The sequence below is a fragment of the Ktedonobacterales bacterium genome, assembly GCA_036557285.1.
In the GTDB taxonomy this organism is placed as follows: domain Bacteria; phylum Chloroflexota; class Ktedonobacteria; order Ktedonobacterales; family DATBGS01; genus DATBHW01.
This window is the reverse complement of sequence record DATBHW010000005.1, coordinates 101,086-115,551: the sequence shown is the minus strand read 5'-3', so window position 1 is coordinate 115,551 and position 14,466 is coordinate 101,086. Positions and strand designations below refer to the sequence as shown.

The following is a 14,466-nucleotide window of genomic DNA, read 5'->3' as shown; positions in this document are numbered from 1 at the left end:
CTATGGCTGTACTTGAATCGCATGTTGATACGCAGAGTGCCGAATATCGGGAAAACGTGGCCCACTTTGAGGCGCTGGCGCGCGAACTGCGTGAACGCACGCGGCTGGTGGAGCAGGGCGGCGGGGATGCCGCTGTTGTGAGGCATCGCAAGCGCAAGAAGCTGCTGCCGCGCGAACGGATTGCGCTGCTCTGCGACCCCCAGACGCCGTTTCTGGAGTTCAGCGCGCTGGCTGCCTGGGATATGTACGAGCGTGACGCCCCGGCAGCGGGGATTGTGACGGGGATCGGCGTGGTGGAGGGTCAGGAATGCGTGATCGTTGCCAATGATGCAACCGTCAAGGGCGGCACGTACTATCCGATGACCGTCAAAAAACATTTGCGGGCGCAGGAAATCGCTGAGCAAAATCATTTGCCGTGTATCTATCTGGTAGATTCGGGGGGAGCGTTTCTGCCGCTTCAGGCCGATGTTTTCCCTGATCGAGAACATTTCGGGCGTATCTTTTATAACCAGGCGCGCATGTCGGCGAAGGGCATTACGCAGATTGCGCTGGTGATGGGTTCCTGCACAGCGGGCGGGGCGTATGTCCCGGCGATGAGCGATGAGACAGTGATCGTAAAAGGCAATGGGACGATTTTCCTGGGCGGGCCGCCGCTGGTGAAAGCAGCGACAGGCGAAGAGGTGACGGCGGAAGAATTGGGCGGCGCGGATGTGCATTCGCGCATCTCCGGTGTGACCGATCACTATGCTGTGAGCGATGAGCACGCGCTGGCTCTAGGACGCAGCATTGTTGTCCATCTGAATCGGCGCAAAGACTATCCCTGGGATGTGGCCGACCCGGAACCGCCGAAATATGATCCGCGCGAAATCTATGGGATTGTCCAGCGCGACTGGCGCAAGAGCTACGATGTGCGCGAGGTGATCGCCCGGCTGGTGGATGGATCGCGCCTGCACGAGTTCAAGGCGCTCTATGGGACCACGCTGGTCTGTGGCTTTGCGCGTATCATGGGCTATCCGGTGGGTATTATTGCCAATAACGGCATTCTCTTTTCGGAGAGCGCCCTCAAAGCGGCCCATTTTATTGAACTATGCTGCGAGCGCAAGACGCCGCTGATCTTTCTCCAGAACATTACTGGCTTTATGGTGGGCAAAGAATATGAGAATCGCGGCATCGCCAAGGATGGGGCAAAGATGGTGATGGCGGTGGCGAACGCGGAAGTACCCAAATTTACGGTGATTATCGGCGGCTCGTTTGGCGCGGGCAACTATGGGATGTGCGGGCGCGCTTACGCGCCCCGGCAACTATGGATGTGGCCCAATGCGCGCATTTCGGTGATGGGCGGCGAACAGGCGGCAAACGTCCTGCTGACCGTTCGGCTGGAGGGATTGCGGGCGCGCAGCCAGGATATGAGCCAGGAAGAGCAGGAAGCCTTCAGAGCGCCGATTCTGGAAAAATACGAAGCGGAGGGCAACCCCTATTACAGCACCGCGCGCCTGTGGGACGATGGCATCATTGATCCGCTAGATACCCGCATGACGCTAGCTCTGGGCATTGCCGCTTCGCTCAACGCGCCGATTCCTGAGACCAAGTTTGGGGTGTTCAGGATGTAGTAGAGTGGTTTGCTCGCTAGCTCGTGAGTTCTCGCACGATTTGCTGCACGCGGCTCCCTTCGGCGCGGCCCTTCGTCTCTTTTGCCGCCAGCGGCATGATCATCTTGAACTCGCGGCCATGCTGCGCGACCAGGCTGCTCACCACCTGGCGCAGTTCGTCATCGGTGAGCCTGGCGGGAAGATAGGTTTGCAGGATCGCAGCTTCGTGTTCTTCTTTCTCGGCCAGTTCGGGACGGTTGCCCTTGCGATAAAGCGCAGCAGCTTCGCTGCGCTGTTTGACTTGCTTGTCCAGAATGGCAAGGCGGTCAGCCTCGGTTAAGGTTTTCCCATAGTTGGGGTTGTCGCGGTCTGTGCGGGCGACTTCTTCCAGATGAAAGCCGTTGAGGGCCATGCGCAGGGTGTCTAGCCGCACCTGATCGCGCTGGCGCTGCGCGTCCTGTACATCGGCGCGCAGGCGAGTTTCTAGTTCGGATGGGGTGGCTTCAGCCATTACTCTATTCTCCTCCTCCAATGTGGCGGATAGCGGCTCAGGTAACTGGTGTCATTATTTGGCGTGCCGTATTATGTCGCGGCAAGCAGGGCTTTGTCAAATGAAAGGGTGAAGAGAGTAGTATGCCATCCGCGCCGCGCTCGACAGCCAGCAAGCCCGCTTTGCTGCCCTACTATGCGCAGACGATGCCAGGCGTTGAGCAAATCGCCTGGCTGGAGGCGCATCAGCGTTTTCCGGGCGCACGGCTGAAAGAATATCTGTTTGCCAAAGAGCGGAATGGCATCCTCGTTTTTGATTACGACGGGTCGGCAGAGAGTCTGCTGGAACTGCGCACAGTTGAAGATGTGTTTTTGCTGGCGCTTTCCAGCGAGATCGCTTCGCGCGGCAGGGGCGCGCTGCAAGAGGTGACGCGCGCCATTGAAGCTGATCCGCTCTTTGGGCAAGCGGTTCACGTATTTAGCAAGCTGCGTGGGCGTGCTTCCCGCCTGACCTATCGAGTGGTGACGCGCATGGAGGGCCAGCATCAGTTTCGTCGTGTGGATGTCGAGCAGGCCGTTCTGAAAGGGCTGGGACGCCGCCTGGGAGATACCTGGCTGCTGGTGGAGGAAGACGCCAATCTAGAGGTCTGGACGAACTTGTTGGGCGGCAGGCTGCTCTGTGGGCTACGTCTTTCAGACCGGACGATGCGGCATCGAGCGTATCAAACGGCACATCTGCCCACGTCACTGCGCCCGTCGGTGGCGGCAGCGATGGTCTTCTTGACCACGCCAGATGAACACGATACGTTTCTGGACCCGATGTGTGGGAGCGGGACGCTGCTGGCTGAGCGGATGCTGGTTGGGAAGTACCAGCAGGCGCTTGGGGGTGATAGTGTGGCTCGTCATGTTGAAACTGCTCGAAAGAATCTTGCCGGGCTGGGCGGACATTGGCGCGTCTCTCGTTGGGATGCTCGTAAGCTGCCGCTTGCCTCGGAATCAATTGACGCGGTGGCAACGAACCCGCCTTTTGGCAAGCAGATCGGCTCCCGGAATGAGGTTGAGCAGCTCTATCCGGCTTTTCTGGCTGAATTGGCGCGCGTGCTGAAACGCGGCGGGAGAGCAGTCATTTTGAGCAGCCAGTATGAATTACTCAAAGCAGCAGTGCGGCAGCAGAGCAGCTTACAGATTGTGCGCGGCTATTCGGTTGCGGTGCTGGGTGAGTGGGGGCGAATCTACCTGCTGCAAAAAGATGGGCTGAAAAAAGACGAGCGATCATACATATAGACAGGCAGCCGTTGTAGGTGTGCTATACTATGAAATTGCTTTAAGGTTCTTGGGTAGCTTAGGAGGTTAGGAAGTCCATGCCAGGGACAACATCCGATATTCGCAATGGTTTGATTATTCGCTATAATGGTGAGCTTCAGAGCGTGGTCGAGTTTCATCATGTCAGCCCAGGAAACTGGCGCGCGTTTATTCGCACGAGGCTGAAAAACTTGAAGACCGGGCGTGTGCAGGACGTGCGCTTCCGTTCTGGCGAAGAGATCGAAGTGGTTCGCGTGGAGCATCGCTCCTGCCAGTATTTGTATCAGGACGGCCAGGATTATATTTTTATGAACACCGAGACCTATGACCAGTTTCCTCTGCCGATAGAGATGCTGGGAGAGAGTGCAGTGTTTCTCAAGGAGGGGATGGTTGTAGAAGCGCTTTTTGATGGGGAAGAAGTGGTCGGCGTCGAACTGCCGACGTTTATCACGCTGGAAGTGACCTATACCGAGCAGGCAGTACGCGGGGATACAGCGACGAATGTCTTGAAAGCGGCTAGGGTGGAGACCGGCGCTACCGTCAATGTGCCGCTCTTTGTCGAGACAGGCGATGTGATCAAGATTGATACCCGCACTGGCGGGTATGTCGAGCGCGTGAAGGTCTGATAGTTCGCCTGCTCTTCACGTTTTTATGGCTTGCTTCGTGCTACAATGACTTCGGGGATACAGCAGATAAGCGCCCTTAGTCCAGGCCGTCAGGCTTGTGCAGAGCAAAAGGAGCGAGCGATGAAAATTGTCTCGATTGACCAGATGCGCGAACTGGAGGCGCGGGCCGAGCGTGAACTGGGGATGTCGTCGCGGGTGTTGATGGAGAACGCGGGGCGCAGCGCCGCTGATCTCTTTCGCGGCTGGGCTGGCGATATTCAGGGAAAAAACGCGGCGCTGCTCATCGGGCCGGGCAACAATGGCGGCGATGGGTTGGTGATTGCCCGCCACCTGAAAAGCTGGGGCGCGCGTCTAACCCTCTATCTGTGGAAAGAGGGTCAGATAGTGTTGGGGGGTGAGGGTGGCTTTGCGATCCCGGTTCGTGATGATCTGAAGCATCTGCGTGTGGCGCTGGCCTCGGCAGATTTCGTGTTCGATGCCATTCTAGGTACGGGGCGTTCGCGCCCGTTGGACCCGACGATGCGCGCGGCGCTGGCGATAGTTCGTGAGGCGCGCGAGAAGCGACGTGATCTGCGTGTGGTGGCTGTGGACCTGCCAACCGGGGTGAACGCAGATACGGGGCAGGCCGATGAAGGGGCTATTCCGGCTGATGTGACGATCACGCTGGCAAACCCGAAACTGGGCCTCTTTTTCTTTCCTGGGGCTGCGCTGGTGGGTGAACTCCTGGTGGGCAGCATTGGTCTGCCAGCGGATATGGATGAGACTATTCGCCTGGAGATGCTGACCGATGCGCTGGCGCGGCAGGAGCTGCCCGCGCGCCCGCTGGAGAGTAATAAGGGTACCTTTGGCAAGGTGATGGTGTTGGCCGGTTCGCCACCCTATCCTGGCTCGGCCTATCTGGCGGCAACAGCCGCCGGGCGTATTGGCGCCGGGTTGATTACCCTTGCGGTTGAGCCAGAGATGCTGCCGATATACAGCGCCAAACACTCTGAGGCGACTTTCGCGCTGCTGCCTGGCGCCCAGGCCGCGCCTGAAGAGCGGGCAAAGGCGCTGCTTGGCGCGCTAGAGGGCTATGGCGCGTTGGTGATGGGGCCTGGGTTGGGGCGCAGCGAGGCAACACGTTCTCTTTTGTTCAGGGTGTTGGAGGGTTTGAGAGCGATGCCTGACGCTGAACGCCCCAGGCTGGTCCTTGACGCCGATGGACTGAATAATCTGGCATCGCTTGAACATTGGTGGGAGCTTTTGCCAAAGGAGAGCATTCTGACGCCTCACCCTGGCGAGATGAGTCGCCTTTGTGGCGGCCAACAGGTATCTGGCGGTGGGCCTGATCGGCTGGAGATTGCCCAGGTCAGGGCGCGCGAATGGGGCCAGGTGGTGGTGTTGAAGGGAGCCTGTACGATCATCGCTGCGCCCGATGGCCGGGCGCGTATCAACTGGCGTGGGAATCCGGCGCTGGCAACAGCGGGGACGGGCGATGTGCTGGCGGGCGCGATTGGCGGTTTGCTGGCGCAGGGCATGGCCCCCTTCGAGGCGGCGTCGGCAGGGGTCTTTTTGCACAGCCGCGCCGGAAGTATCGCAAGCGAAACCACAGGCGACGCCGGGTTGTTGGCAAGCGATCTTCTCCCCTTGCTGCCAGTAGCGCGCAAGCAGATCCAAGCAATGGGTTAGAGAAAGTTAGCCTGCGCGCTGGCCTGTGGCTTTTTCTACGGATATGGCAACTGAGACTTGCTGGCCGCTGCTAGTATCTTTGGCGGCAAGGATATGGTTGCCCGGACTCCAATCGGCGGTGAGCGTCAGAGTGGCGGTGAAGGCTCCCTGGCCGTCTGAGTCAACCGACTGCCGCAGCCCGTTGCTGTCGGTGGCCGGCTGCTCATCGCGGAGCAGAACGATAATGGCATAGCGAGAGAAATGCGCGCCTCGCAATTGGATGATGCTTCCTACTCGATATGGCCCGTCACTGATACTGAGGCTGGGCTGATCGGGGACGGTTGGGAGAAATGGCAGATGGATGCCTCCTAACCAGAGGCTTAGCGTGAGCAAGATTACGCCCAGGAGTGCTGTCAGCGCCAGATTCGAGATCAGCTTCACGCGGCGGGGCGCTGTTATCGGTTTCACTGGTGTTTGCGCAGTGATACGCTGGCTTCTCCGCCGGTTGCCTTTCGCAGCGTCCCCTCCCTGGATACGCGCTTCTTTCGAGTTCGGTATCACATCCTCCCCCCTCTCGCTGCTGCGGGCAGCGCCCTCTGAGGTTTGCGGCCAAGATTACCAGAAGCAATCACAAAACGCAAGAGGGAGTTACTTGCAGGTTCTGCCAAACATGAGGTGTTGGCAAACGCGGCGCGCCACTGGTAGCGCCGCCGTCTCGGCGGCCAGCCACCTGTAGCGCCGCCGTCCCGGCGGCCAGCGTTGGCTTGCTGGCGCCGTGGCCCGGAGGGCGAACGCGCGCCCTGGCGCAGCGTTGAGCCGCCGAGACGGCGGCGCTACAAGCGGCAACCCCCGATCATTGGTGGAACCTTACTTGCAGCGCCGCCTTCCAGGCAAACAACCGTCGTTTTGCCTGCAAGTGGCATCTGCAAATATTCAAGAAGATAAGGTATCAACGCGCGATGGTCTGGCCGGGCTGCATGGTGATGACCTCGATATGCTGTAATCCCAGTTTGGCAAGCTCCTCGCTAAACGTTTTCGGCGTTCCGGTCAGCAGCGGGAAGGTGGCGAAGTGCATGGGGATGACGGCTTGCGGTTGGAGCAGCTTGCAGGCGTAGGCAGCGTCGCGTGGTCCCATAGTAAAGTGGTCGCCAATGGGGAGTACAGCAACGCTGGGGCGATGGAGTTCGCCGATCAGTTGCATATCTCCGAACAGGCCGGTATCGCCTGCGTGATAGAGAGTCGCACCGTTTTCTAGTTCGATGACGTAGCCAGCGGCGACACCTCCGTAGATGATGGTGTTACCATCCAGAATGCCGCAACTGTGGTCGGCATGGGTCATTGTCACACGCACGCCGTCAATGTTCTGAGTTCCGCCAATGTTCATTCCAGAGCAGTTCTGGACGCCCTTGCTCTCCAGCCAGTTGCAGGTTTCAAAGACGCCAATGACGGTTGAGGGTTTGGCCTCTGCTGCGATGGTCACAGCGTCGGCGATGTGGTCGAAGTGTCCGTGGGTGATGAGCATCAAATCCAACTGAGTAATGCTCTTCTGGTCTGCCGGGCAGGCTGGATTTCCCTGTACCCAGGGGTCGATCAGAATCTTTTTGCCGTGCGGAGTCTGAAGCTTGAACGTGCCATGACCGAGCCAGGTAAGCTGGTAACGACTGTTCTGCATGGGGATGCACTCCTTTTTGTCAAGATGGTTGATACGGCGGGTCTCCAACCCCACCTCTTCTTGCTGCCCTGTAAGGCTCATACTACATCCGGTTACGGCTGGCTGCAAGTGCGAGCGAGGATTCAGAGCATTTTGGCGCTGCTCTGTCTGAAGCTGAAATGGGTCAGGGTTGAAGACCCTCAAGAAAATCCTGAAGATCGGGCGGCAGAGGCGCTTGGAAGGCCAGCGGCTGGCTGGTTACTGGATGTCTGAATTGGAGTTCGGCGGCGTGTAAAAACATCCGGGGCGGTTCCTGGGGCTGCGCGCGGCCATATACGTGATCACCCACAACGGGGTGTCCGATGGCCGCGAGATGCACGCGAATCTGATGGGTGCGGCCCGTCACAATCTGGACCCGCAGCAGGGTAAAGCGGCTAAACTCGTGCTCAACCCAAAAGAGGGTGTGCGCGTGGCGGCCATGTTGTGCAGTGATTGCCATGCGCTGCCGGTGGCGTTGATCGCGTCCGATGGGGGCCTCAATGGCGCCTTCGGCCAGCGGGAGATGGCCCTCTACTAATGCCAGATAGCGTTTGGTGACGGCGCGTGCCTCGAACTGTTGGGCAAGGCCCATCATCGCAGTAGAAGTCTTAGCAACGATGAGCAGCCCGGAGGTATCTTTATCGAGCCGGTGAACGATGCCGGGGCGATGCTGATTGGCGGGATTCACGGCCTGGGCGATAGTTGGGTCGCGCGCCAGGAGCATATCCGCGAGCGTGTTGCCGTTGTGGCCCGCGGCAGGGTGGACGACCAGGCCAGCCGGTTTGTTGACGACAATGATCTGGTCATCCTCAAAAAGTATCTCCAATGGGAAGGCTGGCTCTCCAGGGGCCGTCTGCGCTTTTTCCTCTACTGGCTCGTTCACCAGTATGGTGTCGCCAGACTCCAGCCTGTCGCTGGCTTTGGCCGGACGCTCGTTGAGGAGGATGGCGTTTTGCTTGATGAGCGCCTGAACTTTTGTGCGGGAAAGGCGCGGCAGGGCGCGAGCGATGAACACGTCAATGCGGGCGCTGTCTGAGCCGGTGTAGGTAAGTTCTTCAGTGGTCTTGTTCCCCAGATTGCCTGGCGCCATCGGAACCTCACGAGGGTGGAACGCTTGCATCGCCTAAGAATGCCTCACACCACCGACGGGTGGCCCCACCCCTGCCGCCTGGAAGGACGGCGCTCCAACCCCGCCCCTGCTCGTGCGGAGGTTGTGTGAGGCGCTCTAAGAAGGGCGCTCGGCTGAGGCTGGTTCAGCCATCGTCGGATCAGTTTTCTGAGGGCCTGGTGTGCGCTTTGCTGGCGTTGGGCGTCTCCAGAGATAGATCATCAACAAGAAGATGCCCAGGCAGATCGCGCTGTCGGCCAGGTTAAAGACGGGAAAGAGAAATCCAACCTGCCTGACGGTGAAGAGGAGAAAATCGGTGACATATCCCAGGCGGAAGCGATCAATCAGGTTGCCAATGGCTCCCCCCAGGACAAGGCCGAAACTCAGCTTGAGCAGCAGGCTGGGCTGACTGGAAAAATGGATATAGAGCCAGATGACGACGGCCAGCGCAGCGGCAATAAATAGAAAAAGCAGGATTTCGTGTCCGTGTTGAAATAAGCTAAAGGCTGCGCCAGTGTTGCAGGCGTAGGTCAGGCCAAAATGATCGTTCGGGAATGGGATATAAGCGCCGGTGTTGCAGGTACCAAAATACTGCCGAACGGCGGCTTTGCTCCATTGGTCCAGGGTGATCGTCAATGCCCCAACCAGAAGCATGATCAGATCATACACATATGGGCGGTTCTTCATCAAGCTTGTGGCCGTCCTCCCCGATTTTGGGCTAGTTCACTTTTGGTCTGACAGTCCATGCAGAGCGCGACAGAGGGTATCGCCTGAAGCCTGGCTGGCTGAATCGGACGCTCACAATGAGTACACTTCCCATAGGTTCCAGCGTCTATGCGTGCTAGCGCCTCGTTTACCTGACTGAGAAGCTGCTGGGTATGCGCGATGATCGCCCGGTTGCGTTCTGCTTGAGAAAGGACGCTCGCATCGTCGGCTTGATCGCCTGCCATTCCATCCCTTTCCAGTGTTGGCTCGGTGGCGCTGACGGCCTCATCTCCGCGAGTGAGTTGGTATAGCTCATGCTCCAGCCGCCGCATTTCGTCGATCAGCCGCTGACGCAATGCGTCTATGGGAAGTGTGGGGGCTTGATTTGCTTCAGTCATAGGGCTATCACTTTCTTTTCGATAAGGAGATTGTAGCCTAGCCATCCTCAGATGGCAAGCCCATTGGAGGCGCTCTTATTTCCTCTGTTGAGTGGCTAGCGGCCATTGCCCCGTACCAGCGAAGTGAACACACCAATGGACGCTATGCCCATGCAGACGAGCAGGGCGGTATGAAAGCCGGTGAGGAAGGTAGTTTGCAGCGTCGTAATCTCAACTGTCGAGAGGTTGGCGGCGTTGGCAAGTATCTGGCCTGCTTGAGAAGCGCCCAGCCCACCAAAGACGGCCCCTGCGACAGCGACGCTCAGGCTCTGGCCCACGACTCGCACTGTTGCCAGGAAGCCACCGCCGATGCCGCGCTGTTCACGGGGTACTGTCCCCATGACGGCGCTGTTATTTGGGGATTGAAACAGGCCGATGCCAATGCCTGTCACCACCAGACGCCAGATAATCGAGAAGATTGATGAATCGGCTTCGAGTCCGGTAAGCAGCCAGAGGCCGAAGGTCGAAGTCGCCAGCCCGGCGGAACTGAGGACACGCGAACCAAAGTGGTCTGAGAGGCGTCCACTGATCGGCGCAATGAGTGAAACGGCCAGCGGTATAGGGGTAAGCAGCAAGCCAGCGGTATAAGTGGGGAAATGGCGCAGGTTTTCGAGATAAAACGGCAAGAGGAAGCTTACGGCAGTGAGCGCAAAGAAGCTGAGCAAGCCACTCAGGTTCGCGGCGGCAAAGAGGCGGTTGTGGAAGAGACGCAGATCAATGATCGGCTCAGCGACCCGCCCCTCAGCAAAGACGAATGCTACTAGCGGTAAGAAACCGCCCACGAACAGCCCGATAATCAATGCGGAAAACCAGCCGCGCTCTTCCCCAAATGAGAGGGCCAGCATGATGGCAGTAATCCCGGCAGAGAGCAGCGCAGCGCCCCAGGGGTCGAATCTTTGTCGCCCACGAAGTCGTAATGGCTCTTTGAGGACGATCCATGTTAAAACGAGGCCAAGGATGCCAAGGGGCAGGTTGACATAGAAGATCCAGCGCCAGCTTAAGCTGGTGGTGATAAGGCCGCCCAGTGTTGGGCCAGCACTGATACCCAGCGAGACGGATACGGAGTTGAGGCCCAACACCCGGCCACGTTCGCTCTCTGGAAAAGCGCGGACGAGCATAGCGGTACTATTTGCCATGAGGAGCGCGCCGCCAATGCCCTGTAAGGCGCGGAAGACAACGAGCAGCAGGAGCGACGGCGCGGCGCCACATAAGGCCGAACCCAGCGTGAAGGAGCCAAGGCCCAGCATCCAAAGCATTTTGCGCCCAAAGATGTCGGCCAGGCGTCCAAAGGTGAGCAAGACGCTGGCAATGGTAATCAGATAGGCGATGATGACCCATTCGACCAGTCCGTTCAGCGGCGTCTGGAAGTAGGCGCTGATGCTGGGAAGGCTGATGTTGACAATGCTGCTATCGAGCGTTGCCATAAAGATGCCGATAGCCACAATGCCAAACACCGCCCATTTATTGGTTGGCTTCTCCTCCTGCTCGTCCTTCTCAGCCTCAGCGAGCGTATCCTGGCGACGACTGGCAGGCTCTTCCAGTGCTTGAGAAGGGGACTGTTCCAGGGCTAAGCCCTTTTTTTGTTGTTCAGTCTGGCGCATGAAATGACTCTGCTGTCTGGTGCTGGTATGCCCGTCAATGCAGGATACGGCGCGCATGAGCGCGTGAGGCGCTTACAGAATATATTCTACTTGTAGGATATATCTTAGGATATGTGAGCAGTGAACGTCAAGGTGAAGGTTGGAAGGTTGAAAGAGGACGCGATAAACAGCGGAGGGTACTCGATGCCCTCCGCTGTTTACTCGTTTGCCTCATTCCCAACGGAAGGTGCGCATGGCAACGAGGAGGATGATGGCGGCCCAGACGGCCAGCAGGATGAGGTCGGAGCCAGGGAAGGCTGCCCCGCTGGTCATGGAGGCGCGGAGCGCGTCGGTCAGCGCGGCGGCAGGGAGGGCGCGCGCCAGAGCCTCCAGGGGAGCCGGAAGATGATCGGGCGGCAAGAGGACACCGCCCAACAAGAGGAAAATCAGATACAGGCCATTCGCGCCAGCCAGCGTGGCTTCCGCCCGCAAACTGCCAGCCATCGCCAGACCCAATCCGGCAAAGGCTGCCGTACCCAGCGCCAGCGCCAGCAGCGCAACGGCCAATTCGCCCTGTGGCCGCCAGCCATAGACGCCAACAGCCACCCCAACCAGCAAGACGATCTGAGCGCCTTCTAGCACGAGGACGGATGCTATCTTGGCGGTAATCAATCCGCCGCGCGGCAGCGGCGAACCTCCCAGCCGCTTTAGCACGCCATAGTAGCGTTCGTAAGCGGTAGCGATGCCCAGGCTGACCATGCCGGTTGCCATGACGGCCAGCGCCAGCATGCCAGGCAGGAGAAAGTCAACGGCTCGCCCGCCCGTTGGCACAATGTTGAGTGAAGCAAAAAAGACGAGCAGGACTACCGGCACAATGATGGTAATCAACACGCTCTCGCCGCGTCGAATGGTCAGGAGTAATTCAACGCGCGTCTGCGCCAGAATGGAGCGAACCAGCAACCCGACGCCCGCCGAAGTATTCTGCTGCGCCTGCTCCGGTCTGCCTTGGGTAAGCGACGTTGTTTGAGAGGGGATATTCACAGGCGCACCTCTGTTCCGGTCAACTGGAGGAAAATCTCTTCCAGCGAGCCATGCCCAACGCGCAGTTCTGTTAAGGTAATGCTCTGGTCACGGAGCCAGCCTGTCAATTCGGCGAGCAGCGCCGAGGCATTCGTGGTTTTGAGTACGTAGGAGCCAGGGCTGACCTCTCTGGCTTCCTGCGCGTCGGGCAACGCTCCCAGCGCCGCGCAATTCAGCCCGGAGGGCGCGCTGAAGCGTATCATTCCGGCTGCGGCTGCGCCTGTCAGGGCTACAGGGGTATCGAGGGCCACCAGCCGCCCATGATCGATGATCGCTACGTGATCTGCCAACTTCTCAGCCTCGTCCATCAGATGTGTCGTCAACAGGACGGTTGCCCCCTCGCGCCGGAGGTCACGAATAATTTCCCAGGTAGCCAGCCGCGCCTGGGGGTCCATGCCGGCAGTGGGTTCGTCCAGAAAGACCAGCGTTGGTTGTCCCACCAAGGCTACGGCCAGCGCCAGCCTGCGCTTCTGGCCGCCGGAAAGCTGGCGGCAGCGGGTCTTTGCCGCCGACTGAAGCCCTACGCGCTCCAGCAGGGCTTCGGAGTCGGCAGGATGTTCGTAGAACTGCGCGTAGAGCCGCAGTGCTTCGCGCGCGGAGAGGCCAGGATACAAGCCATCTTGCTGAAGCATGATGCCGATCTGCTGCTTGAGTCGCTGCCCCTGGCGGATCGGGTCCAGGCTCAGCACGCGAACCGTCCCTGCATCTGGCGAGCGATAGCCCTCCAGGATTTCGACGGTGGTGGTTTTGCCCGCTCCGTTGGGGCCAAGCAACGCGAAGACTTCTCCAACGCCAACGGTAAAGCTGAGGCCGTCTACGGCGTGTACAGCCCCATAGCGTTTCGTAATATTTTCAACGGTAATGGCTGGGGTCTCAAGGGGAGAATCCGCCTCGTGTTTATGTTTTGCAGCCTCTTCGACTGTGGTCCTTTCTTGTTGTTGCACGTGTTGCTGCTCCTGAGGGGTTGGTCCTGGTCTTTGCTGCTGGTGTCATCCAGCTTTCTGGTGATTGGCTTGCTTGATAGCACAGTCAGATTACCGGTCAATGATTGATGCTACAGATACTACTATATCTCTCCTGGGGTTTCTGCGGCAAATAATCGAGGCTAACAAAACCCTCTCAGGTCGGCGCTACACGTGGCTGAGGCCATGCTATTCCTTGTTTTTATGAGGTGTTCTAAGCAGCAGGGCGCAGATACATGGCAAAGAAAGCCAGGACTCGTTGTTCATATTCCGCTGTGTGGGCATGCAGCGCGCCAGCGTGTCCACCGCTGGGGGCAATCCACTGCTCTTTGGGCTGACCAGCAGCGGCATAGAGTTGGCGCTCGCCGGAAAGCGGGGTGGTGGTGTTCTCATCATCGGCAGAGTGAATGAGCATGACCGCACGAGGCGCGATCTGGCTGATGGCCGCCAGGGGACGCGCATCGGCCAGATGCGCGCCAATCAGGGCATCCACCAGGGCTGGGCCATAGGGGAGCAGCGGAAGCGAGAAGAAAGGAAGCGAAAGGCTATCCATACGATGGATCTGCACACTCTGGTCCGCCCAGGCGCTGTCGGCCACGGTTGCCAGCAACCCCGGTTCACGAGCGGCGGCCAGGAGGACCGCGCCAGCGCCCATTGACACGCCCAGTGCGCCAAACCGCTTCGACGGGAGGTCGGCGCGCTGCTGCAAATACGCAACCGCGCCCACGATGTCACTTGGGTCACGAGCGCCATCGGTGATAGCCCAGCCTGCGCTTTCGCCGCAGCCGCGACTATCAAAGAGCAAGACATTGTAGCCAGCCCCAGCCAGAAACCGTGCCCAGGGCAGCATATCGGCGCGCGATCCCTTGAAGCCATGTACCAGGATGACGGTCGGAGCCGTTGGGGAGGTGGGAACAAACCACCCCGCCAGCGCAACACCATCGCTGGCGCGAAAGTGGACGCTCTGGACAGGAAGGTCAGTCGGAGCGAGAGGAGCCGAGCGGTGCGAGAAATTGGCAATCAGGGTGAAGGCACGCACAGCGGGAATAAACCCCCAAACCAGGATGAGCAGCGCCAGCGCCAGCAGCAGGTAGCGCGGCAGTCGGCGTCTCAGGAGAGGCGTGCGACCAGGTGTCGCTGCTGCATGGGAGGAGGACGCCTCTGTTGGCTCCTGGGGTACTGTGTGCTTTGCCTGGTCCATCGAACTGGACCTCCTTCATCCTGCGGTGGAGACGCTCCGGTGGTCGTTTG

General features: G+C 59.2%; 14 protein-coding genes. 4 read left to right on the top strand and 10 right to left on the bottom strand.

Going from position 1 to position 14,466, the window contains the following annotated elements; translation table 11 throughout:
- Positions 1-2 precede the first annotated feature (2 nt).
- The gene (locus VH599_02170) at positions 3-1,610 is read left to right on the top strand and encodes a carboxyl transferase domain-containing protein (protein HEY7347098.1); all 1,608 of its coding nucleotides are present in this window, start codon (positions 3-5) and stop codon (positions 1,608-1,610) included.
- Positions 1,611-1,626: 16 nt separating this feature from the next.
- Here VH599_02170 and VH599_02165 read toward each other — a convergent pair whose 3' ends face one another.
- Positions 1,627-2,100 carry a GatB/YqeY domain-containing protein gene (locus VH599_02165; GenBank protein HEY7347097.1) on the bottom strand — a complete coding sequence of 158 codons (474 nt, stop codon included), beginning with the start codon at positions 2,098-2,100 and terminating at the stop codon, positions 1,627-1,629.
- 122 nt (positions 2,101-2,222) lie between these two features.
- Between VH599_02165 and VH599_02160 the strand changes: the two genes are divergently transcribed.
- The 3 genes from VH599_02160 to VH599_02150 all read left to right on the top strand — a co-directional run bounded on the left by VH599_02160 (position 2,223) and on the right by VH599_02150 (position 5,674).
- Positions 2,223-3,362 carry a methyltransferase domain-containing protein gene (locus tag VH599_02160; protein HEY7347096.1) on the top strand — a complete coding sequence of 380 codons (1,140 nt, stop codon included), beginning with the start codon at positions 2,223-2,225 and terminating at the stop codon, positions 3,360-3,362.
- 77 nt (positions 3,363-3,439) lie between these two features.
- Complete coding sequence (gene efp, locus VH599_02155; protein ID HEY7347095.1) at positions 3,440-4,006, top strand: elongation factor P; 567 nt, start codon at positions 3,440-3,442, stop codon at positions 4,004-4,006.
- A 120-nt stretch (positions 4,007-4,126) separates the two neighbouring features.
- On the top strand, positions 4,127-5,674 hold the full coding sequence (locus tag VH599_02150) for an NAD(P)H-hydrate dehydratase (protein HEY7347094.1): 1,548 nt from the start codon (positions 4,127-4,129) through the stop codon (positions 5,672-5,674).
- A gap of 6 nt (positions 5,675-5,680) precedes the next feature.
- Here VH599_02150 and VH599_02145 read toward each other — a convergent pair whose 3' ends face one another.
- From VH599_02145 to VH599_02105, 9 genes are all read right to left on the bottom strand, one after another.
- Positions 5,681-6,214, bottom strand: a complete 534-nt coding sequence (locus VH599_02145; GenBank protein HEY7347093.1) for a hypothetical protein — start codon at positions 6,212-6,214, stop codon at positions 5,681-5,683.
- Positions 6,215-6,602: 388 nt separating this feature from the next.
- Positions 6,603-7,325, bottom strand: a complete 723-nt coding sequence (locus VH599_02140; GenBank protein HEY7347092.1) for a metal-dependent hydrolase — start codon at positions 7,323-7,325, stop codon at positions 6,603-6,605.
- Positions 7,326-7,488: 163 nt separating this feature from the next.
- Positions 7,489-8,463: an RluA family pseudouridine synthase gene (locus tag VH599_02135; protein HEY7347091.1), complete on the bottom strand. Its 975-nt coding sequence runs from the start codon at positions 8,461-8,463 to the stop codon at positions 7,489-7,491.
- Positions 8,464-8,568: 105 nt separating this feature from the next.
- Entirely contained in the window at positions 8,569-9,138 is a 570-nt protein-coding gene (lspA, locus tag VH599_02130) for a signal peptidase II (protein ID HEY7347090.1), read from the bottom strand.
- Positions 9,138-9,554, bottom strand: a complete 417-nt coding sequence (locus VH599_02125; GenBank protein HEY7347089.1) for a TraR/DksA family transcriptional regulator — start codon at positions 9,552-9,554, stop codon at positions 9,138-9,140. Before VH599_02125 ends, lspA begins: the two co-directional genes overlap by 1 nt.
- A gap of 95 nt (positions 9,555-9,649) precedes the next feature.
- Positions 9,650-11,194 carry an MFS transporter gene (locus tag VH599_02120; protein HEY7347088.1) on the bottom strand — a complete coding sequence of 515 codons (1,545 nt, stop codon included), beginning with the start codon at positions 11,192-11,194 and terminating at the stop codon, positions 9,650-9,652.
- Positions 11,195-11,404: 210 nt separating this feature from the next.
- Complete coding sequence (locus VH599_02115; GenBank protein ID HEY7347087.1) at positions 11,405-12,214, bottom strand: ABC transporter permease; 810 nt, start codon at positions 12,212-12,214, stop codon at positions 11,405-11,407.
- Positions 12,211-13,197 (bottom strand): ABC transporter ATP-binding protein, encoded by a 987-nt coding sequence (locus VH599_02110; GenBank protein ID HEY7347086.1) that lies wholly within the window; start codon positions 13,195-13,197, stop codon positions 12,211-12,213. Before VH599_02110 ends, VH599_02115 begins: the two co-directional genes overlap by 4 nt.
- 232 nt (positions 13,198-13,429) lie before the next feature.
- Positions 13,430-14,416 carry an alpha/beta fold hydrolase gene (locus VH599_02105; protein HEY7347085.1) on the bottom strand — a complete coding sequence of 329 codons (987 nt, stop codon included), beginning with the start codon at positions 14,414-14,416 and terminating at the stop codon, positions 13,430-13,432.
- Between the last annotated feature and the right edge of the window lie 50 nt (positions 14,417-14,466).